Source organism: Streptomyces sp. NPDC047886 (assembly GCF_043204435.1).
GTDB lineage: Bacteria > Actinomycetota > Actinomycetes > Streptomycetales > Streptomycetaceae > Streptomyces.
Window position 1 is genome coordinate 36,053 of the sequence record NZ_JBIDCF010000009.1, and the last position, 21,629, is coordinate 57,681.

Here is a 21,629-nt window from a genome sequence, read left to right on the forward strand (position 1 = left end):
CGCGTGGCCGGGGCCTCCCGCACAGCGCGGGCCGCAGGCCGCACAGCGCAGACCGCAGGCCGCACACCGCAGGCAGCAGACCGCAGGCCGCAGGCCAGAGACCGCAGGCCGCAGACGAGAGACCGCAGACCCCAGACCGCCCCCGCCTCCGGAGGAGATCCGCGTATGCCGAGCCTCGCACCGATCCGACGCGCGCCGATCCGCGCCCTGACCACCCGGGCGCGCCTCTCCGTCGCGGCGGCCGCCGCGCTCGTCGCGCTCGGCGCGCCCGCCGCGTACGCCACGCTCGGCGACTCCACCGGCACGGTGGCCGCACCGGCGGTCGGCTCGGGGGCGGAGAGCGAGCCGTTCCTGGAGACCCGGCTGCTCTTCGGTACCGAACGCTCTGACGGCGGCCCCGCTGTCACCGACACGGAGTTCACGGCGTTCGTCGACCGTGAGGTCACCCCCCAGTTCCCGGCCGGGCTCACCGTCCAGGAGGGGCGGGGCCAGTGGCGCGACGCGGCCGGGCGGATCGTCCGGGAGCGCTCGTACGAGCTGATCCTGCTGTACCCGACGGCCGACGCGGGGCCGGCCGGCCCGAAGATCGAGCGGATCCGCGAGGCGTACCGCAGCTCCTTCGGCCAGGAGTCCGTGGGCCGCGTCGACAACCGGGTCCGGGTCGACTTCTGATTCCGGGCGGATGGCAGGATCGGGCGCGGCGCCCCGCGCGCGGGTGCTCCGTCACACCGCACCGGAACCTCTGGCGCCGGAAAACTATCGCCGCTAGTTTGGGGCGGTCGACCGAGCCAGTGCCGAAGGAGAAGCGGATGAAGGCCCAGGACGCGATGTACATCGGCGGCGCATGGCGCCCCGCAGCGGGCGACGGCACCGTTCCCGTGGTGAACCCGGTGGACGAGCAGGTCATCGCCCACGTCCCGGCGGGTACCGCCGCCGACGTGGACGCCGCCGTACGCGCCGCACGCGCCGCCTTCCCCGGCTGGGCCGCGACGCCGCCCGCCGAGCGCGCCGCACGGCTCGCCGCCCTCCGCGACGCCATGGCCGCGCGGAAGGACGAGATCGCCGAGACGGTCACCGCCGAGCTGGGCGCCCCGCCGAAGCTCGCGCAGGCCGTGCACACCGGACTGCCGATCATGATCGCGGGCTCGTACGCCGAACTCACGGAGACGTACCCCTTCGAGGAGAAGGTCGGCAACTCCACCGTCCTCCTCGAACCGGTCGGTGTGGTGGGCGCCATCACGCCCTGGAACTACCCGCTGCACCAGATCGTCGCCAAGGTCGCCCCGGCGCTCGCCGCAGGCTGCACCGTCGTCCTCAAGCCCGCCGAGGACACCCCGCTGACCGCCCAGCTCTTCGCCGAGACCGTGCACGAGGCGGGCTTCCCCGCCGGGGTGTTCAACCTGGTCACCGGCCTCGGCCCGGTCGCGGGCCAGGCCCTGGTCGAGCACGAGGGCGTCGACCTGCTGTCCTTCACCGGTTCCACCGCCGTCGGCAGGCGGATCGGCGCGGCGGCGGGCGCCGCCGTCAAGCGGGTCGCCCTGGAACTCGGCGGCAAGTCCGCCAACGTCGTGCTGCCCGGCGCCGACCTGGCCCCGGCCATCACCTCCGGCCTCGCCAACGCCCTCTCCAACGCCGGCCAGCGGTGCAGCGCCCTGAGCCGGGTCCTGGTCCACAAGGACCAGTACGACGAGGCCGTCGCGCTCGCCGCCGAGGCCGTGGCCGCGTACACGCCGGGGGACCGCATCGGCCCGATGGTCAGCGCTCAGCAGCGCGACCGCGTCGTCGGCTACATCGAGAAGGGCATCGCCGAAGGCGCCCGGGTCGTCGCCGGGGGCCCCGAAGCGCCCCTGGACCGGGGCTACTACGTCAGCCCGACCGTCTTCGCCGACGTCACGCCGGAGATGACCGTCGCCCAGGAGGAGATCTTCGGCCCGGTCGTCGCGATCCTGAAGTACGAGGACGAGGACGACGCGCTGCGGATCGCCAACGGCACCGTCTACGGGCTCGCGGGCGCCGTATGGGGCGAGCCGGAGGCCGCCGTCGCCTTCGCCCGCCGGATGGAGGCCGGCCAGGTCGACGTCAACGGCGGCCGGTTCAACCCGCTCGCCCCGTTCGGCGGCTACAAGCAGTCGGGCGTCGGCCGCGAGCTGGGCGCCCACGGCCTCGCCGAGTACCTCCAGACCAAGTCCCTCCAGTTCTGAGCCGGGAGAAGCCGATCGTGGTCCGTGCCGCCGTCCTGTCCGCCGTCGGGTCTCCGCTGGAGACCACCGGAATAGAGCTCCCCGACCCCGGCCCCGGCCAGGTGCGGGTCCGGCTCGCCGCCGCCGGGGTCTGCCACTCCGATCTGTCCCTCTCGGACGGCACCATGCGGGTGCCCGTCCCCGCCGTGCTCGGCCACGAGGGCGCCGGCACCGTCGTCGCCGTCGGCGAGGGCGTCACCCACGTCGCCCCCGGCGACGGTGTCGTCCTCAACTGGGCTCCCTCCTGCGGAGCCTGCCACCACTGCGCCATCGGCGAGGTGTGGCTCTGCGTCGACGCCCTCACGGGGGCGGGGAACATCCACGCCGTCACCGAGGACGGCATCGAGCTCCACCCCGGCCTGAACGTCGGCGCGTTCGCCGAGGAGACCGTCGTCGCCGCGAACTGCGTGCTGCCCGTCCCCGACGGAGTCCCGCTCACCGACGCCGCGCTGCTCGGCTGCGCCGTCCTCACCGGCTACGGCGCCGTCCACCACTCGGCCCGCGTCCGCGAGGGCGAGTCCGTGGTGGTGTTCGGCGTGGGCGGGGTCGGCCTGGCCACCCTCCAGGCGGCCCGTATCGCGGGCGCGGGCACGATCGTCGCGGTCGACGTCTCGCCCGAGAAGGAGGCGCTGGCGCGGGCGGCGGGCGCCACCGAGTACGTCGTCGCCTCCGACGCCACCGCCAAGGAGGTCCGCAGGCTCACCGGAGGCCGGGGCGCCGACGTGGCCGTCGAGTGCGTCGGGCGCGCCGCCACCATCCGTGCCGCGTGGGACTCCACGCGGCGCGGCGGCCGCACCACGGTCGTCGGCATCGGCGGCAAGGACCAGCAGGTGTCGTTCAACGCCCTGGAGATCTTCCACTGGGGCCGTACGCTCTCCGGCTGCGTCTACGGCAACTCCGACCCGGCCGAGGACCTGCCGGTGCTCGCCGGGCACATCCGCGCGGGCCGCCTGGACCTGAGCGCCCTGGTGACCGACCGCATCGGCCTGGACGACATCCCGGCGGCGTTCGCCAACATGCGCGCGGGCCGGGGAGGCCGGGCACTGGTCGTCTTCTGACCCCCACGGAGTCCGACCGCTGAGCGCCTGCGCCTGCGCCTGCGTCGGTGTCGGCGTACGGGGCGGGCGGTCAGCGTCCGCAGGCCGCGTACTGCACGGCGAGTCCGTCCAGCAGGGCGCGCAGGCCCGTCTCGAAGGCGCCCTCGTCCACCTTCTCGCGGTGTTCCGCGAGGAGGTGGGCCTGGCCGAGGTGCGGGTAGTCGGCCGGGTCGTACGCGGCCTCGTCGTCCACGAAGCCGCGCGCGAACGAGCCGAGCGCCGAGCCCGTGATGAAGTACCGCATGAGCGCGCCGATGTGGGTGGCCTGCGCCGGCGGCCAGCCCGCCCGGACCATCGCGCCGAACACCGCGTCGGCCACCCGGAGCCCGGCCGGGCGGCGGCCGGGGCCGCGGGCGAGCACCGGGACGATGTTCGGGTGGTCGGTGAGGGCGGCGCGGTAGGAGACGGCCCAGTCGTGGAGCGCGGTGCGCCAGTCCCGGTCGTCGTCCTCGGCGAACATCGACAGGTCGACCTGTGCGCTGACCCGGTCGGCGACCGCGTCCAGGATCTCGTCCTTGGTGCGGAAGTGGTTGTAGAGCGAGGGCCCGCTGACGCCCAGTTCGGTGGCGAGGCGGCGGGTGGAGACGGCGGCGAGCCCCTCGGCGTCCACGAGCGCGGCCGCCGCGGCGACGATGCGGTCTCGGCTGAGCAGGGGCTTGCGCGGTCTGGCCATGCGGCACATAGTAGGGCCTGCCCAGCAGAAACTAGCGCTGATAGTTAAAGGGGGGTCCGGGGATGGACCTGGAGCTCAGCGAGGAGCAGGCGGCCGTCCGTCGGCTCGCCGAGGACTTCGTACGGCGCGAGGTCGCCCCGTACGCCGCAGCCTGGGACCGGGCCGAGAACGTCGACCGGGGGATCGTCGCGAAGCTCGGCGCGCTCGGCTTCCTCGGCCTCACCGTCCCCGAGGAGTACGGCGGATCGGGCGGCGACCACCTCGCGTACTGCCTGGTGACCGAGGAGCTCGGGCGCGGCGACTCCTCCGTGCGCGGCATCGTGTCCGTCTCGCTCGGGCTGGTCGCCAAGACCATCGCGGCCTGGGGCGACGAGGACCAGAAGCGGCGCTGGCTGCCGGGTCTCACCTCGGGGGAGCTGCTCGGCTGCTTCGGCCTCACCGAACCCGGCACCGGTTCCGACGCCGGCAACCTCGCCACCCGCGCCGTACGCGACGGCGGTCCCGGCGGCGACTGGGTGCTGAACGGCTCCAAGATGTTCATCACCAACGGCACCTGGGCCGATGTCGCGCTCCTCTTCGCCCGCACCGACGACACCCCGGGCCACCGGGGCGTCTCCGCCTTCCTCGTCCCGACCGACACGCCAGGCCTCACCCGCCGGACCGTGCACGGCAAGCTCGGGCTGCGCGGCCAGGCCACCGCCGAGCTGGTCCTCCAGGACGTCCGGGTCCCGGCGGACGCCCTGATGGGCCCGCGGGGCAAGGGCTTCTCCATCGCCATGTCCGCGCTCGCCAAGGGCCGCATGTCGGTCGCGGCGGGTTGCGTGGGCATCGCGCAGGCGGCCCTGGACGCCGCCGTCGGCTACGCGGGCGAGCGCGAGCAGTTCGGCAGGCCGATCGCCGCGTACCAGCTGGTGCAGGAGCTGATCAGCGACATCTCCGTCGACGTGGCGGCGGCCCGGATGCTGACCTGGCGGGTCGCCGACCTGGTGGACCGGGGGGAGGAGTTCGCCACCGCGGCGTCGCAGGCCAAGCTGTTCGCCTCGGAGGCCGCCGTCCGCGCGGCCAACAACGCCCTCCAGGTCTTCGGCGGTTACGGCTACATCGACGAGTACCCGGTCGGCAAGCTGGTGCGCGACGCCCGTGTGATGACGCTGTACGAGGGCACGAGCCAGATCCAGAAACTGATCATCGGCCGCGCCCTGACCGGGGTCTCCGCGTTCTGACCGCCGTCTCTCCCCGCCCTGACCCGCTGTCTTCGCGCCCTGACCGGCACCCCCGCCCCGACCGGCGTCTCCGGGTTCCGGCCATCCCCGGCGCAGCGGCTGAGTACCCCGACTGAGTACGGCGACGGAGGCGCTCCGCGCCGGGGTGGCGCAGGCTGTTGCCCATGAGTGACACACCGGTCAAGCAGCAGAACACGGCGGCCTACTACGGTCAGGCCGTCGCCTCCTTCGGTGTCGCCCTGGGCGCCGTGGCGCTCGGCATCGCCAACCTGGAGGCCGACGTATGGGTGCGGGCCTTCCTGGGCATCGCCGTCCTCTACCTCACGACCTCCGCCTTCACCCTGGCCAAGGTGGTCCGCGACCGGCAGGAGGCGGGGCAGATCGTGAGCCGGGTCGACCAGGCGCGGCTGGAGAAGCTCCTCGCCGAGCACGACCCGTTCCAGAAGCTCTGAGGGCCGACCGGAAGGGGGGCGGGGCCGAAAGACGGGACCGGTCGGCCCGCACGGCGCTAAGCGCTTGCTCACCTTCGGGGTATGGTGTTCGTCCTGATGCGCGGAAGGGGCGAACGATGAGCACGGCGGAGGAGACGGCCGGCGGCGAGGGCACGCCGTGGGACGAGGTCACCCCTGAGGCGGCCAGGCGGCTGCTCGTCGCCGCCGTCGAGGCGTTCGCCGAGCGGGGCTACCACGCCACCACCACCCGCGACATCGCGGGCCGGGCCGGTATGAGCCCCGCCGCGCTCTACATCCACTACAAGACCAAGGAAGAGCTGCTCCACCGGATCAGCCGGATCGGCCACGACAGGGCCCTGGACATCCTGGAGGCGGCGGCGGACCGCCCCGGCACCGCCGCCGAGCGGCTCGCCGAGGCCGTACGCTCCTTCGTCCGCTGGCACGCCGAGCGGCACACCACCGCGCGGGTCGTCCAGTACGAGCTGGACGCGCTCGGCCCCGATCACCGCGCCGAGATCGTCGCCCTGCGCCGCAGGACCGACGCGGTGGTGCGCCGCATCATCAACGAAGGCGTCGAGGCCGGCGAGTTCGACGTCCCCGACGTGCCCGGCACCACACTCGCCGTGCTCTCGCTCTGCATCGACGTGGCCCGCTGGTTCAACGCCCAGGGGCGCCGGACGCCCGACGAGGTCGGCGACCTCTACGCCGACCTCGTCCTGCGCATGGTGAGCGCTCAGAAGTAGTAGCGGGACAGCGACTCGGCGACGCACACGGGCTTGTCGCCGCCCTCGCGCTCCACGGTCACCACGGCGGTCACCTGCACACCGCCGCCACCCGCGTCCGCGACATCCTTCAGCACGGCGGTCGCCCGCAGCCGCGAGCCCACCGGCACGGGCGCGGGGAAGCGGACCTTGTTCGTCCCGTAGTTGACGCCCATCCTCATGCCCTCGACCCGCAGGATCTGCGGGACGAGGAGGGGGAGCAGCGACAGCGTCAGATAGCCGTGCGCGATCGTCGTCCCGAAGGGTCCCGCCGCCGCCCGCTCCGGATCCACATGGATCCACTGATGGTCGCCGGTGGCGTCGGCGAAGAGGTCGATCCGCTTCTGGTCGACCTCCAGCCAGTCGCTGTGACCGAGCTGCTCGCCGACCCCGGCACGCAGCTCCTCCGCAGACGTGAAGATCCTCGGCTCTGCCATCCCTGCTCCCTGTCGCTCCGACGCACCCAGGTACTTTCCAAGCGCTTGCTCAGCATGATTGCGCGGGCTTTCCCTGTCAACGGACCAGTAGGGTTCGAGGGGTGCCGCAGATTCCAGAGAAGATCCACGAGCTCACGGTCGGCCAGCTCTCCGCGCGCAGCGGCGCGGCCGTGTCGGCCCTGCGCTTCTACGAGTCCAAGGGCCTCATCAGCAGCCGCCGCACCAGCGGCAACCAGCGCCGCTACAGCAGGGACGCGCTGCGCCGCGTCGCGTTCGTGCGCGCGGCCCAGCGCGTCGGCATCCCCCTCGCCACGATCCGGAACGCCCTCGCCGAGCTGCCGGAGGAACGCACCCCCACCCGCGAGGACTGGGCGCGGCTCTCCGAGACCTGGCGCTCGGAACTGGACGAGCGCATCCAGCAGCTCGGCCGGCTGCGCGACCACCTCACCGACTGCATCGGCTGCGGCTGCCTGTCGCTGGAGACCTGTGTGCTGTCCAACCCCGACGACGTCTTCGGCGAGGCCATGACCGGCTCGCGACTGCTGCCCGAAGGCCGGGGACAACAGCCGGCGCCCGCCCGGCGGCGGTCCCGCTGAGCGGCCGGCGGGGGCCCTACTCGTACTCGGTGCCGTTCTTGCGGGTCAGGTACGCCGGACTCACCGCCTTCGCGATGGCGCGTCCGCCCACCACCGGGCTGTACCGCTCGATGGCCGGGCGGACCACCACGCCCTCGCGCAGGTGCAGGTCCCGCCCCGAGACCGTCTCCCGGCCCGTCGCCAGCTCCAGCACCTTCGCCTGGTCGTACGGCCCGGCGTACAGCCGTGGTACGAGGGGCAGTTCGTCCTCCAGCAGTTCGGCCAGCCGGTCCTGGTCCAGCCAGACCACCCGGCCGTCGATCTCGGCCGACACGTCGAACACCGCGTACCCGATGCCGCCGCCGCGCCCGTCGGCGCCGTAGCCGAGGTCCTGCACGCCGGCCCCGTACACCTCGCCGAAGACACCGACCCGGGTGGCGCCCAGCAGCGCGGCGACGCGCGCCGCGACGCCGGGCACGTCGTACCCGCGGACCGCCCGCCAGTACAGGTTCCGCGGGTCCTCCACCAGCGCGAGGCTCTTCGCGCCGAAGCCCTTCGACGTGACGTGCACCAGCTCGCCGCCGGCGCGGTACGTCAGCAGGCAGGCCGTGCCGTGCACCTTCTCCGTCAGGACGACCGGCTCGCCCGGCTCGAAGACGTCCGGATACCGCTGGAGGTTCTCGATGTCCACCCAGGGCAGCAGCTCCGGGGCCGCCTCGACCTCGCCGTTCATCGTGGTCGGCACCGGCGGCACCCACTTGGTGATGCCCAGCGGCTCCGCGAAGTCGGTCCCCTCGGCCGCCGCCCGCGCCAGATCGACGCCGTCCAGCGCCCGGGGCCGGCACACGATGCCCTGCGACAGCTCGCCCCGCAGGCGTACGGCCTTGACCCGGTTCGCGGCCTTCCCGCTGAGCCGGCCCGTCAGGCCCAGCTCCTCGATCAGCGCGGCCGGCAGCACGGACTGCTCCGGGATGTAGACGGCGGCGTCGCCACTGCGGTAGGCGCCCTTCGCGACGACGGCGCGGTACAGGCCCACCTGGGCCAGTTCCAGGGCGTCGGCGTTCGGGTGCTCGTGGACGGTCAGCAGTTCCGCGGTGACGCGCAGCGTCGACATGGCGTTGCTCCTCAGGGTGTGGTTCGCATCGCCGTCAACTCTCGCCACGGGAAAACCGGTTGGCCAGCGGATTTCGCCGTGCCCTCGTCTCCCGTCGCGGCCGCCGCGAGGTGTCGCGGCACCGCCAGGACGCTCCGTGTGAGGCCGTGTCGCGAGGGCGCCCCCGCCGCCCCCGCGCCGTCAGCGCACCGTCATGAGCTCCCTGCGCTCGGACCCGCGTCGCGGCTCGTGCCGGCGCTCGGCCGCCGCCAGGGCCTCCTCCGTCAGTACGGGACGCGGCACCGCCACGCCGCACCCGGCGCAGACCGGCCCGTGCCACGGCTCGCGGGCCTGCTCCCGCCGCCGCACCAGCCGGTGCCCCGCGCACACCGGGCAACACCTTCCCGGCGCCGCCTCCAGTGCGGCGATCAGCCGCCGCAGCGCCTCGCCGAGCGGCACCGCCGGATGCACCGCCGGGTCGTCGCAGCGGGCGACACCGTTGCCGCCCCAGGTATGCCGGTGCCAGTCGTCCAGCGCGCCCGGCCGACGCAGCCCGTCGTGCTTCTCCCGCCTGCGGCGTTCCGCGAACCGGTGCTCGTAGGCGAGCCAGACCGCCCGTGCCTCCTCCAGTTCGTCGAGCGCGGCCACGAGCCGCGCCGGATCGGGGTCCCGGTCCTCGGGCCCGAACCTGTGCCGGGTGCACAGATGGTCCCAGGTGGCACGGTGCCCGTAAGGGGCGAACCGCTCCAGGCACTTGCGCAGCGAGTACCGCCGCAGTGCCGGATCGCACCCCGGGTCACGTACCTGTCTTGCGAGACTTCGGAAACCGGCCATCGCCCTGCCACCTCCGTCGCTGGTACTTCGGCGTCGTTGAAGGGACGTACGAGTGCCCTCTCCGGCTCCATCGAAAAACGGATGGGTCCCATCATCGGTGACGAAGTGACGGAGATCGTGGCGTGAGGTGGGGAGTTGGCGAAAAGGTGACGGCCGCTCACCTTACCGATGAGGCGTACCGCAAGTAACCTCCGGCGCATCCGCCTCTCTCCGAGGAGCCCCCCCATGCGACGACGCCAGCCCATCGGAAGACTCAGGACCGCCGGCGCCGCGGTGCTCGCCCTGGCCGCCGCCCTGCTCGTTCCCCCGCCGCTCACCGCTGCGGCCACGGCCGCCGCCGAGCCCGCCACGACGGTCGTCCCCCCGGCCGTCCACGCCGCCCTGGCCGCCGGACCGGCCGCCCAGCCCGCCGCCCCGGCCGTCGCCGACCACTGCCGGGGACAGTGCGCCGACATCCTGCCGCCCGGCCAGAACGGCAACGCCACCCTGGCCGAGATCCTCGCCCACCGGGTCCTCGGCACCCGCCCCGCCCACAGCTCCGACCAACTCGCCCGCTACACCGCCCTCGTGGGCGGTTACGGCACCCTGACCGACGCCAGACTGACCGACTTCTTCAACGACGCCTCCTTCGGTGTCCCCGCCGACCAGGTCGAGTCCGTGACCCGGCCCCGCGCGGACGTCACCATCACCCGCGACAAGAAGACCGGCGTCCCGCACATCCAGGGCACCACCCGCTACGGCACCGAGTTCGGCGCCGGCTACGCGGCCGCCCAGGACCGGCTGTGGATGATGGACCTGTTCCGGCACATCGGCCGCGGCGACCTGACGCCGTTCGCCGGCGGCGCGCTCGCCAACCAGGGCCTGGAACAGCAGTTCTGGCCGCAGGCCCCGTACACGGAGGCCGACTACGAGGCGCAGATCGCCTTCATCAGGAGCAGCGCCGGCCCGCGCGGCGAACAGGCCATGGCCGACGCCCAGGCGTACGTCGACGGCATCAACGCCTACCGCAAGCAGGCCAAGGACGGCCGGTACTTCCCCGGCGAGTACGTCCTCACCGGCCACATCGACTCCCTCACCAACGTCGGCGAGATCCAGCCGTTCAAGCTCACCGACCTCATCGCCATCGCCTCGGTGGTCGGCGGCCAGTTCGGCGGCGGAGGCGGCGGCGAGGTGCAGGCCGCGCTCTCGCTGCTCGCCGCCCAGCAGAAGTACGGCGTCGTCGAGGGCACCCGCGTCTGGGAGTCCTTCCGGCAGCGCGACGACGCCGAGGCCGTGCTCACCGTCCACGACGGCACCGCCTTCCCGTACGCCGAGAAGCCCGCGAACCCGCGCGGCACCGCCCTGCCCGACCCCGGATCCGTACGGCCCGAACAGCTCGTGTACGACCGCACCGGCTCCGCGGGCACCGGCACCAAGGCACCCCTGAAGGCGCCCGCGCCGCTGAAGCCCGCCCAGGGCATGTACGACGACGGAGTCCTCCCGCCCGGTGCCCTCGACCCGAAGAAGGGCATGTCGAACGCGCTGCTCGTCTCCGGCGCCCACACCGCGAGCGGCCACCCGATCGCCGTGTTCGGACCCCAGACCGGATACTTCGCCCCCCAGCTGCTGATGCTCCAGGAGCTCCAGGGCCCCGGCATCTCCGCACGCGGCGTGTCCTTCGCCGGCGCCGGCATGTACGTCCAGATGGGCCGGGGCCAGGACTTCGCCTGGTCCGCCACGTCGGCCGCCCAGGACATCACCGACACCTACGCCGTCGAGCTGTGCCAGGACGACCACCACTACCTCCACCGGGGGCGGTGCGTCGCGATGGAGAAGCTGGAGAAGCGCAACGCCTGGAAGCCGAGCGTCGCCGACTCCACGGCCGCCGGCTCCTACCGGATGCAGGTGTGGCGCACCGCGTACGGCATCGTCACGCACCGCGCCACGATCGGCGGCAAACCCGTGGCGTACACCTCGCTGCGCACCACCTACCGCCACGAGGCCGACTCCATCATCGGCTTCCAGATGCTCAACGACCCGTCCTACGTGACGGACGCGCGGAGCTTCCAGCAGGCCGTCCACCACATCGGCTACGCCTTCAACTGGTTCTACGCGGACGCCCGCGAGACCGCGTACTACAACAGCGGCCTCAACCCGGTGCGCGCGGCCGGCGTCGACCCGGCGCTGCCGGTCACGGCCCAGCCGGCGTACGAGTGGCAGGACTTCGACCCGGCGCACAACACCGCCGCCTACACGCCGTTCGACCGGCACCCGCGCTCCATCGGCCAGGACTACTACGTCTCGTGGAACAACCGGCAGGCCAAGGGGTACAACACGGCCGCGTTCGGCTTCGGCTCCGTCCACCGCGGCGACCTGCTCGACCAGCGGGTGAAGCGGCTGGTGGCGCAGGGCGGTGTGACACGCTCCTCCCTGACCCGGGCCATGGCCGAGGCCGGCGTCACCGATCTGCGCGGCGAGCAGCTGCTGCCGGAGCTCCTCGCGGTCGTACGGAGCGCACCCGTCACCGATCCCCGGCTCACCACCGCGATCCAGCGGCTGGAGGCATGGGCCGCCGCCGGGGCGCCGCGCAAGGAGACCGCCCCCGGCTCACGCGCCTACGGCCACGCCGACGCCGTCCGGATCATGGACGCGTGGTGGCCCCGGCTGATCGAGGCCGAGTTCCGGCCGGGCCTCGGCGACGAGCTGTACGCCGCGCTCACCGCGAGCCTGTCCATCGACGAGTCCCCGGGCGCCCAGCACGGCCCGACGGGCGCGCACGGCGGATCCGCCTTCCAGTACGGGTGGTGGGGCTTCGCCGACAAGGACCTGCGCCTGGTCCTCGGCCGGCCGGTGGCCGACCCGCCCGCCCGCGCGTACTGCGGTGACGGCGACCTGGCGGCGTGCCGGGCCGTCCTGCTCACCGCACTCGGCCAGGCGGCCGCGTCGCCCGCGACCGAGGTCTACCCGGGCGACGACAGCTGCGCCGCCGGTGACCAGTGGTGCGCCGACGCGCTGATCCACCGGGCGCTCGGCGGAATCACCCACCCCGCCGCGCACTGGCAGAACCGGCCGACGTACCAGCAGGTCGTGGAGTTCCCTTCCCATCGGTGAGCACGCCTGTCGGTGGTGGCCGCGGTGGCTCGCGCCGGACGGCGGGCCGCCGTCAGCGGTAGAGCAGGTACCTCCCCCGTACCGCCCGGAAAGCCCGGAGGTCCTGCTGCCAGGCGGCCACCACCTCGTCCGGGTCCGCACCCGCGTCGACGAGCGTGCGGACCCGGGCCGAGCCGGTCAGCTTGTCGATCCAGTGGTCGGGACGCCAGGCGAACCCGCTCCAGGTGCGTTTCGCGGTCACCAGCAGCGCGATGCCGGTCCGTACGGGATCGAACGCCTCCCGGTCGTGGACGTGGAGCTGCACACCGCCGACCGTCTTCCCCTGGAACTTGGAGAACGCCGGCGCGAAGTACGCCTCGCGGAAACGTACGCCGGGCAGCTCCAGCGCGTTCGCCGCCTCGGCCCACCGCCGGTCGATCCCCTCGGCGCCCAGCAGCTCGAACGGGCGTGTCGTGCCCCGCCCCTCCGACAGGTTGGTGCCCTCGAACAGGCAGGTGCCCGGGTAGACCAGTGCGGTGTCCGGCGTCGGCATGTTGGGGCTGGGCGGCACCCAGGGCAGTCCTGTGGTGTCGAAGAAGTCCCTGCGGCGCCAGCCTGCCATGCGTACGGTCGTGAGTTCCACGGGGCGGGTGAGGAACTCCTTGTTGAACAGACGGGCCAGCTCCGCCACCGTCATGCCGTGGGCCTGCGCGATCGGCTCGCGGCCGACGAACGTCGCGAACGCCTTGTCCAGCACGGGGCCGTGCGCCTCGCGGCCGCCCAGCGGATTCGGCCGGTCCAGCACCACGAGGCGTTTCCCCGCGAGGGCCGCGGCGGCCATGCAGTCGTACATGGTCCAGATGTAGGTGTAGAAGCGGGCGCCCACGTCCTGGATGTCGAACACGACCGTGTCCACGCCCGATGCGGTGAAGATGTCCGCGAGCGCCTGGCCGCTCTTCAGATACGTGTCGTAGACCGGCAGACCCGTCGCGGGGTCGTCGTACCGCCCTTCGGAGCCGCCCGCCTGCGCCGTGCCCCGGAAGCCGTGCTCGGGGCCGAACACCGCGCGCAGGTCCACCCGGTCGTCGGCGTGCATGACGTCCACGATGTGCCGTACCGACGCCGTCACCCCGGTCGGGTTCGTGACGACGCCGACCCGCTGTCCGGCGAGTGCGGCGTACCCGTCGGCCGCGAGCCGGTCGAAGCCGGTGCGCACCCGCCGCCCGGCCGCCGACGCGGTACCGGCGGCCCCGGCCGCGGCCGCCGCACCGACCGCTCCGGCGGCCAGCAGACCCCGTCTGGACACGTTCATGGACACCTCCGTGATCGTTCCGGCACGTGCTGTCATGGCCACGCACGCTAACGCGCGGACCCTTCCTTCCCTACATACCGACCGGTTAGTCTGCCCGGCGGAGAGAAGACGGGCCGACGGAAGGGGTTCTCATGGGTACGGTGCGGGGCGCGGGCGTGGTGGTCACCGGAGCGGGCGGCGGGATCGGAGCCGCGCTCGCGCGCAGGTTCGCCGCAGAGGGCGCGCGCGTCGTCGTCAACGACCTCGACCCGGGCCGTACGAAGGCGGTCGCCGACGAGATCGGCGGCACCGCCGTCCCGGGAGACGCCTCCACGATCGTCGAAGAGGCCCGCGAGGCGCTCGGCGGCACCGTCGACGTCTACTGCGCCAACGCCGGACTCGCGTCCCCGGGCGACGCGTTCGCCGACGAGCGGGTGTGGGCGTCGGCCTGGGATGTCAACGTCATGGCGCACGTCCGCGCCGCCCGTACGCTGCTTCCCGAGTGGCTGGAGCGCGGCGGCGGCCGGTTCGTGTCCACCGTCTCGGCGGCCGGGCTGCTCACCATGGTCGGTGCCGCCCCCTACAGCGCCACCAAGCACGCGGCGTACGCCTTCGCCGAGTGGCTGTCGCTCACCTACCGGCACCGGGGCGTCAAGGTCCACGCCATCTGCCCGCAGGGCGTCCGTACGGACATGCTCACCGCCGCGGGAACGGCCGGCGAGCTGGTCCTCGCGCCGACCGCCATCGAGCCCGAGGACGTCGCCGACGCGCTGTTCGCGGGCATCGCCGACGACCGGTTCCTGATCCTGCCGCACCCCGAGGTCGCCGAGTACTACCGGGCCCGCGCCGACGACCCCGAGCGCTGGCTCGGCGGCATGAACCGGATCCAGCGGACGTGGGAGGCCACCGGACGGTGAGCCACCGGGCGGCAGGTGGGAAGATCTCGGGGCGGGCGGCGCGTTACCCGGCGTACCGCACGCTGTAAAGACCGGTCGGGCACAACGACCGGAAGACGACACACGGTCCAGGACGAGAAAGAGGTGGCGGCACATGGCCAGGACGACGGACGGGAGCGGTACCCCCGTCCCACAGAGGCTGCTGGCCACCGCCACCCGGCTCTTCGCCGAACAGGGCTACGACCGCACCTCCGTCCAGGAGATCGTCGAGGCGGCCGGTGTCACCAAGGGAGCCCTCTACCACTACTTTGGCTCCAAGGAGGACCTCCTCCAGGAGGTGTACGCGCGGGTGCTGCGGCTCCAGCAGGAGCGGCTCGACGCGTTCGCCACGGCCGACGCCCCGGTGGAGCGGCGGCTCAGGGACGCCGCCGCCGACGTCGTCGTCACCACCATCGACAACCTGGACGACGCGGCCATCTTCTTCCGCTCCATGCACCATCTGAGCCCGGAGAAGAACAGGCAGGTGCGGGCCGAGCGGCGCCGCTACCACGAGCGGTTCCGGGCCCTGATCGAGGAGGGGCAGCGCAGCGGCGTCTTCTCCTCCGCCACGCCGGCGGACCTGGTGGTGGACTACCACTTCGGCTCCGTCCACCACCTGTCCACCTGGTACCGCCCGGACGGGCCGCTCACCCCGCAGGAGGTCGCCGACCACCTCGCCGACCTCCTGCTGCGGGCGCTGCGGCCGTAGGCCCGGCCGGTCAGGCGTACTTCCTCAGCTCCCGGCGCGCCAGCGACCGCTGGTGCACCTCGTCGGGACCGTCGGCGATCCGCAGCGTCCGCGCGGCCGCCCACAGGTCGGCGAGCGGGAAGTCCTGGCTCACCCCGCCCGCGCCGTGCAGCTGCACCGCACGGTCGATGACGTCCAGGACCGTGCGCGGCGTCGCGATCTTGATGGCCTGGATCTCGGTGTGCGCGCCCTTGTTGCCGACCGTGTCCATCAGCCAGGCGGTCTTCAGCACCAGCAGCCGCAGCTGCTCGACGGCCACCCTGGAGTCCGCGATCCACCCGTGGACCTGCCCCTGGGCGGCCAGGGGCTTGCCGAAGGCCGTACGGGACACGGCCCGGCGGCACATCAGCTCGATCGCCCGCTCAGCCATGCCGATGAGCCGCATGCAGTGGTGGATGCGGCCGGGGCCGAGCCGGGCCTGGGCGATGGCGAAGCCGCCGCCCTCCTCGCCGATGAGGTTCGCGGCGGGGACGCGGACGCCGTCGAAGACGATCTCGGCGTGACCGCCGTGGTAGTGGTCCTCGTACCCGTACACCCGCATCGCGCGGCGCACCTCGACGCCCGGGGTGTCGCGGGGGACGAGGACCATCGACTGCTGGCGGCGGATGTCCGTCCCGTCGGGGTCGGTCTTGCCCATCACGATGAAGATCTCGCAGTCCGGGTTCATCGCGCCGGAGATGTACCACTTGCGGCCGTCGACGACGTAGTCGTCGCCGTCCTTCGCGATGCGGGTCTCGATGTTCGTCGCGTCGGACGAGGCGACCTCCGGCTCGGTCATCGCGAACGCCGACCGGATCTCGCCGGCGAGCAGCGGCTCCAGCCACCGCTTCCGCTGCTCGTCGGTGCCGAACTGGGCGAGCACCTCCATGTTGCCGGTGTCCGGGGCCGCGCAGTTCAGCGCGGTCGGCGCCAGGTGCGGCGAGCGGCCGGTGATCTCGGCGAGCGGCGCGTACTGGAGGTTGGTGAGCCCGGCCCCGTACTCCGCGTCCGGCAGGAAGAGGTTCCACAGGCCCTGCCTGCGGGCCTCCGCCTTGAGCTCCTCCACGACCGCCGGGGTGTCCCACGGCGAGGCGAGCCGTGCCCGCTGCTCCTCCGCGACCGGCTCGGCCGGGTACACGTGCTCGTCCATGAAGGCGAGCAGCCGGGCCCGCAGCTCCTCGGTGCGCGCGTCGAATGCGAAGTCCATGACCGGTCAGCCTTCCTGCAGGTTCTGGAGCGTGGTGAGGCCGTGCTCGATGAAGACGGGGACGAGCTCGCCGATCCGGTCGAAGCCGGCGCCGACGGTCTGCCCGAGGGTGTAGCGGTAATGGATGCCCTCCAGGATCACGGCGAGCTTGAACCAGGCGAACGCCGTGTACCAGGCGATGGCGGAGGTGTCGCGGCCGGAGCGGACGGCGTACCGCTCGATCAGTTCGTCCGGCGCGGGGTGACCCGCGGCGCCGGCCGTCGTGCTGACGGGGGAGTCCGGCAGGTCGAGGCGCGCGCTGTACATCACCAGGAGCCCGAGGTCCGTCAGCGGGTCGCCGAGCGTGGACATCTCCCAGTCCAGGACGGCCTTGATGCGGTCGTCTTCGCCGATCAGGACGTTGTCGAGGCGGTAGTCGCCGTGGACGACGGTCGCCGCGGAGGAGACGGGCAGCTTCCTGCCGAGCGCCGCGTGCAGTTCGTCGACACCGGGCAGGTCCCGGGCCCGGGACGCGGCGAGCTGCTTGCCCCAGCGGCGCAGCTGCCGGTCGAGGAAGCCGTCGGGCCGGCCGAAGTCGCCGAGCCCGACCGTGTCGGGGTCGACCCCGTGCAGCTCGACCAGGGTGTCCACCAGGCCGAGGACGGCGTCCCGGGTGCGTTCCGGTCCGAGCGCGGCGAGCTGCTCGGCCGTGCGGTACGGCGTCCCGGCCACGAACTCCATGACGTAGAACGGCGCGCCGAGCACCGTGTCGTCCTCGCACAGCAGCACCGGCTCCGGCACGGGCACGGCCGTGGGGTGGAGTGCGCTGATGACCCGGTGCTCCCGCTTCATGTCGTGCGCGGTGGCCAGGACGTGGCCGAGCGGGGGGCGGCGCACCACCCAGTGACCGGTGCCGTCGGTGACGACGTACGTCAGGTTCGACCGGCCGCCCTCGATGAGCCGGGCGCTGAGCGGGCCGCTCACCAGTCCGGGCCGTTCGCGGTCCAGGAGGCCGCGCAACCGCACGGGGTCGAGACCTGGCGGCGGGGCTGAGCTCATCGTGGGCACCTCCGGGGGTGGGAGCAGTTCGCGACACTTCCCGGGCATCATGACCGACCAGTCGGTATGTCGTCCAGGGCCGGGTGGGGAAACTCGCCGGGAACGCCTCGGGAAGGCGTGGGGAGGGCAGCGGGAGGCTGGGGGGAAAGCGCTGGTGGCGACCGGGGTCAAGGCGACGGCGGGCCGGCCCGGGTGGGCCGTCCCGCCGTACCGCGCTGGTGAACCGTCAGGCGTGGCAGGCGACCGGAACCCCGCCGTTCATCGCCGCCATGTCCCCGAAGACGGTGGCGAGGTCCAGCGGGGAGCCCTCCGGGAGCCCGTCCAGCTCCGCGTACGCCCGGTGCAGATTGGCGACCAGCCGCTCGCTCTCGCGCAGCGCGGCGAACTCGCCCAGGTCGGTCTGGAGGGCCACCTCCAGCGGCGTCAGCCCCTTGGCCCGGCCCTCGTCGGCGAGTTCGGCGACGTACCGCAGATAGCGCTCGGTCGTGTCGTACGCCGACGGGTCCGTGAGCGGGCCGTGGCCGGGGACGACGGTCCCCGCGTCCAGCGACCGCAGCAGTTCGACGGCGCGCAGGGAGCCGCGCAGCGAACCCGTCGCCAGGAACGGCGTACCGCCGTGGAAGACCAGGTCGCCGGTGAACACGACGCCCTGCTCCGGGAGGTGCACGATCGTGTCCCCGGCCGTGTGCGCGACCCCGGGGTGCAGCAGCCGCACCTCGGTGTCGCCCGCGTACAGCGTCAGCCGGTCGTGGTACGTCACGGTCGGCGCCGTCACCCGGATGTCGCCGAAGTCGGTCTGCGGCCAGATCAGGTGGAGCTGCCGTCCGGCGGCGAGCACCTCGCGGCGGCACGCCTCGTGTCCGACGACCGTCGCCCGCGGCGCGAACACGCCGTTGCCGTAGGTGTGGTCACCGTGGTGGTGGGTGTTGACCAGCGTGCGGGGGAGCGGGGCCCCGCACTCCACCAGGGCGTCGCGCAGCGCCAGCGCACGTTGTTCGGTGGCGGTGGTGTCGACCAGGACGGTGTCCGTCCCGTCGCTGATGAAACCGGCGTTGTTGAGGCACCAGCCCCCGTCCGGCTGCACGTACGCGTGCACTTCAGATGTGAGCTGGACGGTGTACGGGTCGGTAGCGGGCACCGGCGTCCCCCCGGGTCGTGGCCGAACTGGTCACAGCAGGGTGCCAGTCGGCGCGGGCCCGGGAGAAGGCGGGGTGTCGTCCGGTGGGGCCTCGGGGCGTGACGCGCCGCCGCCCGGCCGGGTCACGCGGGACGCCGGCCGGCGTCGCGGGGCGCGCTGTCCGTCAGTGGTCGTCCCAGTGCCCGTCGTGGGCGGCGTGCCGGTGTCCGTCGTGCACGTAGTCGACGTGGTCGCCGTGGACGACGGCCGGGTGCCCGCACGTCTCGCTGTGCTCATGGGTGTGACCGCTGTGCGCGATGTGCTCGCCCGGCTCGCACTCGTCCCAGTGCCCGGAGTGCTCGCGGTGTACATGCCCGTCGTGCGCGTAGTCGACGTGGTCGCCGTGCACGACGGACCGGTGTCCGCAGGCAGGACCGTGGGTGTGCGGGTGAGCTGCGTGCTCCTGGTGGAGGACGGTCATGGCAGGGTCCTCTGTCCGAGTGTCCGCTGACCCTTCCAGGCTATCCCTTTTCAAGGCTTTGATCCCTTTTGGGTTGCGGGTGCCGCGTACCGGCCGGAGGGTCGGACCATGAAGGCGATCAGCTACAGCCGCTACGGCGGCCCCGAGGTCCTGGAGTTCGGCGAGCGGCCCGACCCCAAGGTCGGACCGGACAAGGTGCTGGTGAAGGTGCGTGCGGCGGCCGTCAACCCGGTGGACCGCGCGTGCCAGGCCGGCTACCTGGACACCGTCCTGGACGCGGTGTTCCCCGTCGTCCCCGGCTGGGACGTCTCCGGTGTCGTCGTCCAGCCCGGCGTCGCCGTGGAGGAGTTCGACGTCGGCGACGAGGTCATGGGGTACGTACGCGAGGACGTCCTGTGCCACGGCACCTTCGCCGAGTACGTGGCCGCGCCCGTCCGCACCCTGGCCCGCAAACCACGCGCCCTGGGCTTCGAGGAGGCGGCCGCACTCCCGCTGGCCGGGCTCACCGCCTACCAGGTGCTCCACCGGGCCCTGCGCGTGCGCGCCGGTGACACCGTGCTCGTCCACGCGGCGGCCGGCGGGGTCGGCGGCATGGCCGTCCAGCTGGCCAGGCACCTGGGGGCCCGGGTCATCGGCGGCTCCCGCGAACCGGGCCAGGACCACGTCAGGGAGCTGGGCGCCGAGCCCGTGCCGTACGGCGACGCCTTCGTCCAGCGGGTCCGCGCACTGGCCCCGCAGGGCGTGGACGCGGCGTTCGACACCATCGGCGGGACATCCCTCAAGGACGCGGCGAACCTCCTGGCCCCCGAGGGGCGGCTCGCCTCCGTCGCGGACGGCGACGTCATCGGCCTCGGCGGCCACTACGTCTTCGTCCGGCCCGACCCGGTGGACCTCGCCGCGCTCGCGGACCTCGCCGATCAGGGCGTACTGAGGGTACGGGTCGCCCGGACGTTCCCGCTGGAGGAGGCCGCCGACGCACAGCGCGCCAGCATGGAGGGCGGCCTCAACGGCAAGGTCGTCGTCACCGTGGACCGCACCGGCTGACCCCGGTGCTCCCCGCCCGGCCACCGCCGCCGCCCGTCAGACCACCACCGCCACCGCGAAGGCGGCCAGCGCCACCGTGCAGGCCGCCGCCCCGACCGCGACCCGGGGCGTCAGCGGCCGGGGCCTGGCCGGCCCCAGCGCCGCCATCCGGCGATGGGCGACCACCAGGAACGCCAGCCACACCAGCAGCGACAGGGCGGCGCCGACCAGCCCGGCCGGGGTCGCCCCGTCGTGCACGGCCTGCCGGGCGGCGAGTACCGCGGCGACGGTGCACGACAGCGTCGTACGCCGCCACGCGAGCCGTGTCCGCTCGGGCTGCAGCCCGGGGTCACGCCCTCCGCCATCGCCCGGGATCACCCGGCCCATCCGAACAGCACGACCAGCACCATCGCGACGGCCACCAGCCCCACCGCGAGGCTCAGCAGCATCGGGAACCGGCTCATCGGCAGGTCCTCGCCGCGCCGCATCGCCCGCTCGCACCGCACCCAGTGGTTCACCGCCCGCAGCGCGCACAGCGCCCCGGCGACGAGCAGCGCGAGCGCCATCCCCACCCGGACGCCCCAGCGCAGGTCGGGCAGGAACTGGTCGACGGCGAACCCGCCGCCCACCAGCGCGAGACCGGTGCGCAGCCACGCCAGGAACGTACGCTCGTTGGCGAGCGAGAAACGGTAGTCGGGCGTCTCGCCCTCGTCCCGCATCCGCTGCGGGGCGAACCACCACCGCAACCCCCGCACGCTCCGCCCGAACTCGCTCACACGAGCACCCTAACCGCGCCCCGCCGGCGCCGCGCCCGAGGTCCTCAGCCGCTCCCACGCCGCCAGGCCGTCCGGCACCCACGCCCACTCGGCGAGCCGCTCCTCCAGCTCGGCCGCCGGCAGGAACGCGTGCCAGGCGACCTCCTCCACCTGCGGGGACACCGGCAGGTCGCAGCGCACCCGGTACACGGACGACCACCACGAGCCGCGCCCGCCGGCGTCCTCGTACAGGAACTTCAGCAGCGGCTCGGGGCGCGGCAGGCCGGTCACGCCGAGTTCCTCCTCGGCCTCGCGCAGGGCCGCCTCCTCGTAGCTCTCGCCCGCGCCGACGACCCCGCCCACGAACATGTCGTACAGCGAGGGGAAGATCAGCTTCGTCGCGGTCCTGCGGTGGACGAAGATCCGGTCATCGGCGTCCCTGACGAGGACGAACACCGCCCGGTGGCGCAGCCCTCGGGCGTACACCTCACCGCGCGGCAGCCGTTCGACCACCTCGTCCCGCTCGTCGACGACGTCCAGGATCTCGTCCGCGGACGAATGGTTCACGATGTGCCCCTCCGAAAGGTTGACGAGTTACCGC

General features: G+C 73.2%; 23 protein-coding genes. 11 read left to right on the forward strand and 12 right to left on the reverse strand.

Translation table 11 applies throughout. The features are described from left to right. Positions 1-165: 165 nt before the first annotated feature. From ACGF5U_RS25695 to ACGF5U_RS25705, 3 genes are all read left to right on the forward strand, one after another. Positions 166-672: a DUF3574 domain-containing protein gene (locus tag ACGF5U_RS25695; protein WP_392715380.1), complete on the forward strand. Its 507-nt coding sequence runs from the start codon at positions 166-168 to the stop codon at positions 670-672. Between the two features lie 137 nt (positions 673-809). Next, entirely contained in the window at positions 810-2,201 is a 1,392-nt protein-coding gene (locus ACGF5U_RS25700; protein WP_392715379.1) for an aldehyde dehydrogenase family protein, read from the forward strand. Between the two features lie 17 nt (positions 2,202-2,218). After that, positions 2,219-3,298, forward strand: coding sequence for a zinc-binding dehydrogenase (locus ACGF5U_RS25705; protein WP_392715378.1), 1,080 nt, complete (start codon positions 2,219-2,221; stop codon positions 3,296-3,298). A 70-nt stretch (positions 3,299-3,368) separates the two neighbouring features. Here the strand turns inward: ACGF5U_RS25705 and ACGF5U_RS25710 are convergent, their stop codons facing one another. Continuing rightward, on the reverse strand, positions 3,369-4,010 hold the full coding sequence (locus tag ACGF5U_RS25710) for a TetR/AcrR family transcriptional regulator (protein ID WP_392715377.1): 642 nt from the start codon (positions 4,008-4,010) through the stop codon (positions 3,369-3,371). A 62-nt stretch (positions 4,011-4,072) separates the two neighbouring features. On the opposite strand from ACGF5U_RS25710, the gene ACGF5U_RS25715 reads away from it, so the two are divergent. The 3 genes from ACGF5U_RS25715 (at position 4,073) to ACGF5U_RS25725 (ending at position 6,428) form a co-directional block, all read left to right on the forward strand. Then, complete coding sequence (locus ACGF5U_RS25715; protein WP_392715376.1) at positions 4,073-5,233, forward strand: acyl-CoA dehydrogenase family protein; 1,161 nt, start codon at positions 4,073-4,075, stop codon at positions 5,231-5,233. Positions 5,234-5,397: 164 nt separating this feature from the next. Continuing rightward, positions 5,398-5,685, forward strand: a complete 288-nt coding sequence (locus ACGF5U_RS25720; RefSeq protein WP_392715375.1) for a YiaA/YiaB family inner membrane protein — start codon at positions 5,398-5,400, stop codon at positions 5,683-5,685. A gap of 116 nt (positions 5,686-5,801) precedes the next feature. After that, a complete protein-coding gene (locus tag ACGF5U_RS25725; protein ID WP_392715374.1) occupies positions 5,802-6,428 on the forward strand; it encodes a TetR/AcrR family transcriptional regulator in 627 nt (208 codons plus the stop codon). Here the strand turns inward: ACGF5U_RS25725 and ACGF5U_RS25730 are convergent. Further along, positions 6,419-6,883, reverse strand: coding sequence for a MaoC family dehydratase (locus ACGF5U_RS25730; RefSeq protein WP_392715373.1), 465 nt, complete (start codon positions 6,881-6,883; stop codon positions 6,419-6,421). The two genes, ACGF5U_RS25725 and ACGF5U_RS25730, sit on opposite strands and share 10 nt — an antisense overlap. 101 nt (positions 6,884-6,984) lie before the next feature. On the opposite strand from ACGF5U_RS25730, the gene soxR reads away from it, so the two are divergent. Further along, a complete protein-coding gene (gene soxR / locus ACGF5U_RS25735) occupies positions 6,985-7,479 on the forward strand; it encodes a redox-sensitive transcriptional activator SoxR (RefSeq protein ID WP_392715372.1) in 495 nt (164 codons plus the stop codon). A 16-nt stretch (positions 7,480-7,495) separates the two neighbouring features. Here soxR and ACGF5U_RS25740 read toward each other — a convergent pair whose 3' ends face one another. Both ACGF5U_RS25740 and ACGF5U_RS25745 read right to left on the reverse strand, forming a co-directional pair. After that, positions 7,496-8,572 carry an RNA ligase (ATP) gene (locus ACGF5U_RS25740; protein ID WP_392715371.1) on the reverse strand — a complete coding sequence of 359 codons (1,077 nt, stop codon included), beginning with the start codon at positions 8,570-8,572 and terminating at the stop codon, positions 7,496-7,498. A 180-nt stretch (positions 8,573-8,752) separates the two neighbouring features. Continuing rightward, complete coding sequence (locus ACGF5U_RS25745) at positions 8,753-9,385, reverse strand: hypothetical protein (RefSeq protein WP_392715370.1); 633 nt, start codon at positions 9,383-9,385, stop codon at positions 8,753-8,755. Between the two features lie 225 nt (positions 9,386-9,610). Here ACGF5U_RS25745 and ACGF5U_RS25750 point away from each other — a divergent pair, with 225 nt between their 5' ends. Beyond that, entirely contained in the window at positions 9,611-12,475 is a 2,865-nt protein-coding gene (locus ACGF5U_RS25750) for a penicillin acylase family protein (RefSeq protein WP_392715369.1), read from the forward strand. Positions 12,476-12,527: 52 nt separating this feature from the next. Here the strand turns inward: ACGF5U_RS25750 and ACGF5U_RS25755 are convergent, their stop codons facing one another. After that, the gene (locus tag ACGF5U_RS25755; protein ID WP_392715368.1) at positions 12,528-13,766 is read right to left on the reverse strand and encodes an exo-beta-N-acetylmuramidase NamZ domain-containing protein; all 1,239 of its coding nucleotides are present in this window, start codon (positions 13,764-13,766) and stop codon (positions 12,528-12,530) included. A gap of 131 nt (positions 13,767-13,897) precedes the next feature. Here ACGF5U_RS25755 and ACGF5U_RS25760 point away from each other — a divergent pair, with 131 nt between their 5' ends. Further along, the gene (locus tag ACGF5U_RS25760) at positions 13,898-14,662 is read left to right on the forward strand and encodes an SDR family oxidoreductase (protein WP_392715367.1); all 765 of its coding nucleotides are present in this window, start codon (positions 13,898-13,900) and stop codon (positions 14,660-14,662) included. A 133-nt stretch (positions 14,663-14,795) separates the two neighbouring features. Then, on the forward strand, positions 14,796-15,389 hold the full coding sequence (locus tag ACGF5U_RS25765; RefSeq protein ID WP_392715366.1) for a TetR/AcrR family transcriptional regulator: 594 nt from the start codon (positions 14,796-14,798) through the stop codon (positions 15,387-15,389). Positions 15,390-15,399: 10 nt separating this feature from the next. Here the strand turns inward: ACGF5U_RS25765 and ACGF5U_RS25770 are convergent, their stop codons facing one another. From ACGF5U_RS25770 to ACGF5U_RS25785, 4 genes are all read right to left on the reverse strand, one after another. Beyond that, positions 15,400-16,614: an acyl-CoA dehydrogenase family protein gene (locus tag ACGF5U_RS25770; RefSeq protein WP_392715365.1), complete on the reverse strand. Its 1,215-nt coding sequence runs from the start codon at positions 16,612-16,614 to the stop codon at positions 15,400-15,402. Between the two features lie 6 nt (positions 16,615-16,620). Beyond that, positions 16,621-17,652, reverse strand: coding sequence for a phosphotransferase family protein (locus ACGF5U_RS25775; RefSeq protein WP_392715364.1), 1,032 nt, complete (start codon positions 17,650-17,652; stop codon positions 16,621-16,623). A 226-nt stretch (positions 17,653-17,878) separates the two neighbouring features. Beyond that, entirely contained in the window at positions 17,879-18,790 is a 912-nt protein-coding gene (locus ACGF5U_RS25780; RefSeq protein ID WP_392715363.1) for an MBL fold metallo-hydrolase, read from the reverse strand. A gap of 163 nt (positions 18,791-18,953) precedes the next feature. Continuing rightward, positions 18,954-19,250 carry a hypothetical protein gene (locus ACGF5U_RS25785; protein ID WP_392715362.1) on the reverse strand — a complete coding sequence of 99 codons (297 nt, stop codon included), beginning with the start codon at positions 19,248-19,250 and terminating at the stop codon, positions 18,954-18,956. Positions 19,251-19,358: 108 nt separating this feature from the next. Between ACGF5U_RS25785 and ACGF5U_RS25790 the strand changes: the two genes are divergently transcribed. Beyond that, positions 19,359-20,294: an NADP-dependent oxidoreductase gene (locus ACGF5U_RS25790; RefSeq protein ID WP_392715361.1), complete on the forward strand. Its 936-nt coding sequence runs from the start codon at positions 19,359-19,361 to the stop codon at positions 20,292-20,294. A gap of 36 nt (positions 20,295-20,330) precedes the next feature. On the opposite strand, the gene ACGF5U_RS25795 is transcribed toward ACGF5U_RS25790, so the two are convergent. From ACGF5U_RS25795 to ACGF5U_RS25805, 3 genes are all read right to left on the reverse strand, one after another. Next, positions 20,331-20,660 carry a DUF202 domain-containing protein gene (locus tag ACGF5U_RS25795; protein WP_392715360.1) on the reverse strand — a complete coding sequence of 110 codons (330 nt, stop codon included), beginning with the start codon at positions 20,658-20,660 and terminating at the stop codon, positions 20,331-20,333. Next, on the reverse strand, positions 20,648-20,992 hold the full coding sequence (locus ACGF5U_RS25800) for a YidH family protein (protein WP_392715475.1): 345 nt from the start codon (positions 20,990-20,992) through the stop codon (positions 20,648-20,650). Before ACGF5U_RS25800 ends, ACGF5U_RS25795 begins: the two co-directional genes overlap by 13 nt. Before the next feature lie 66 nt (positions 20,993-21,058). Continuing rightward, entirely contained in the window at positions 21,059-21,595 is a 537-nt protein-coding gene (locus tag ACGF5U_RS25805; protein ID WP_392715359.1) for an NUDIX domain-containing protein, read from the reverse strand. Between the last annotated feature and the right edge of the window lie 34 nt (positions 21,596-21,629).

Coding starts and splice junctions, on each gene's coding strand:
- ACGF5U_RS25695 (WP_392715380.1), top strand. CDS start 166: ATGCCGAGCCTCGCACCGATCCGACGCGCGCCGATCCGCGCCCTGACC.
- ACGF5U_RS25700 (WP_392715379.1), top strand. CDS start 810: ATGAAGGCCCAGGACGCGATGTACATCGGCGGCGCATGGCGCCCCGCA.
- ACGF5U_RS25710 (WP_392715377.1), bottom strand. CDS start 4,010: ATGGCCAGACCGCGCAAGCCCCTGCTCAGCCGAGACCGCATCGTCGCC.
- ACGF5U_RS25715 (WP_392715376.1), top strand. CDS start 4,073: ATGGACCTGGAGCTCAGCGAGGAGCAGGCGGCCGTCCGTCGGCTCGCC.
- ACGF5U_RS25720 (WP_392715375.1), top strand. CDS start 5,398: ATGAGTGACACACCGGTCAAGCAGCAGAACACGGCGGCCTACTACGGT.
- ACGF5U_RS25725 (WP_392715374.1), top strand. CDS start 5,802: ATGAGCACGGCGGAGGAGACGGCCGGCGGCGAGGGCACGCCGTGGGAC.
- ACGF5U_RS25730 (WP_392715373.1), bottom strand. CDS start 6,883: ATGGCAGAGCCGAGGATCTTCACGTCTGCGGAGGAGCTGCGTGCCGGG.
- ACGF5U_RS25740 (WP_392715371.1), bottom strand. CDS start 8,572: ATGTCGACGCTGCGCGTCACCGCGGAACTGCTGACCGTCCACGAGCAC.
- ACGF5U_RS25745 (WP_392715370.1), bottom strand. CDS start 9,385: ATGGCCGGTTTCCGAAGTCTCGCAAGACAGGTACGTGACCCGGGGTGC.
- ACGF5U_RS25750 (WP_392715369.1), top strand. CDS start 9,611: ATGCGACGACGCCAGCCCATCGGAAGACTCAGGACCGCCGGCGCCGCG.
- ACGF5U_RS25755 (WP_392715368.1), bottom strand. CDS start 13,766: ATGAACGTGTCCAGACGGGGTCTGCTGGCCGCCGGAGCGGTCGGTGCG.
- ACGF5U_RS25760 (WP_392715367.1), top strand. CDS start 13,898: ATGGGTACGGTGCGGGGCGCGGGCGTGGTGGTCACCGGAGCGGGCGGC.
- ACGF5U_RS25765 (WP_392715366.1), top strand. CDS start 14,796: ATGGCCAGGACGACGGACGGGAGCGGTACCCCCGTCCCACAGAGGCTG.
- ACGF5U_RS25770 (WP_392715365.1), bottom strand. CDS start 16,614: ATGGACTTCGCATTCGACGCGCGCACCGAGGAGCTGCGGGCCCGGCTG.
- ACGF5U_RS25775 (WP_392715364.1), bottom strand. CDS start 17,652: ATGAGCTCAGCCCCGCCGCCAGGTCTCGACCCCGTGCGGTTGCGCGGC.
- ACGF5U_RS25785 (WP_392715362.1), bottom strand. CDS start 19,250: ATGACCGTCCTCCACCAGGAGCACGCAGCTCACCCGCACACCCACGGT.
- ACGF5U_RS25790 (WP_392715361.1), top strand. CDS start 19,359: ATGAAGGCGATCAGCTACAGCCGCTACGGCGGCCCCGAGGTCCTGGAG.
- ACGF5U_RS25795 (WP_392715360.1), bottom strand. CDS start 20,660: ATGGGCCGGGTGATCCCGGGCGATGGCGGAGGGCGTGACCCCGGGCTG.
- ACGF5U_RS25800 (WP_392715475.1), bottom strand. CDS start 20,992: ATGCGGGACGAGGGCGAGACGCCCGACTACCGTTTCTCGCTCGCCAAC.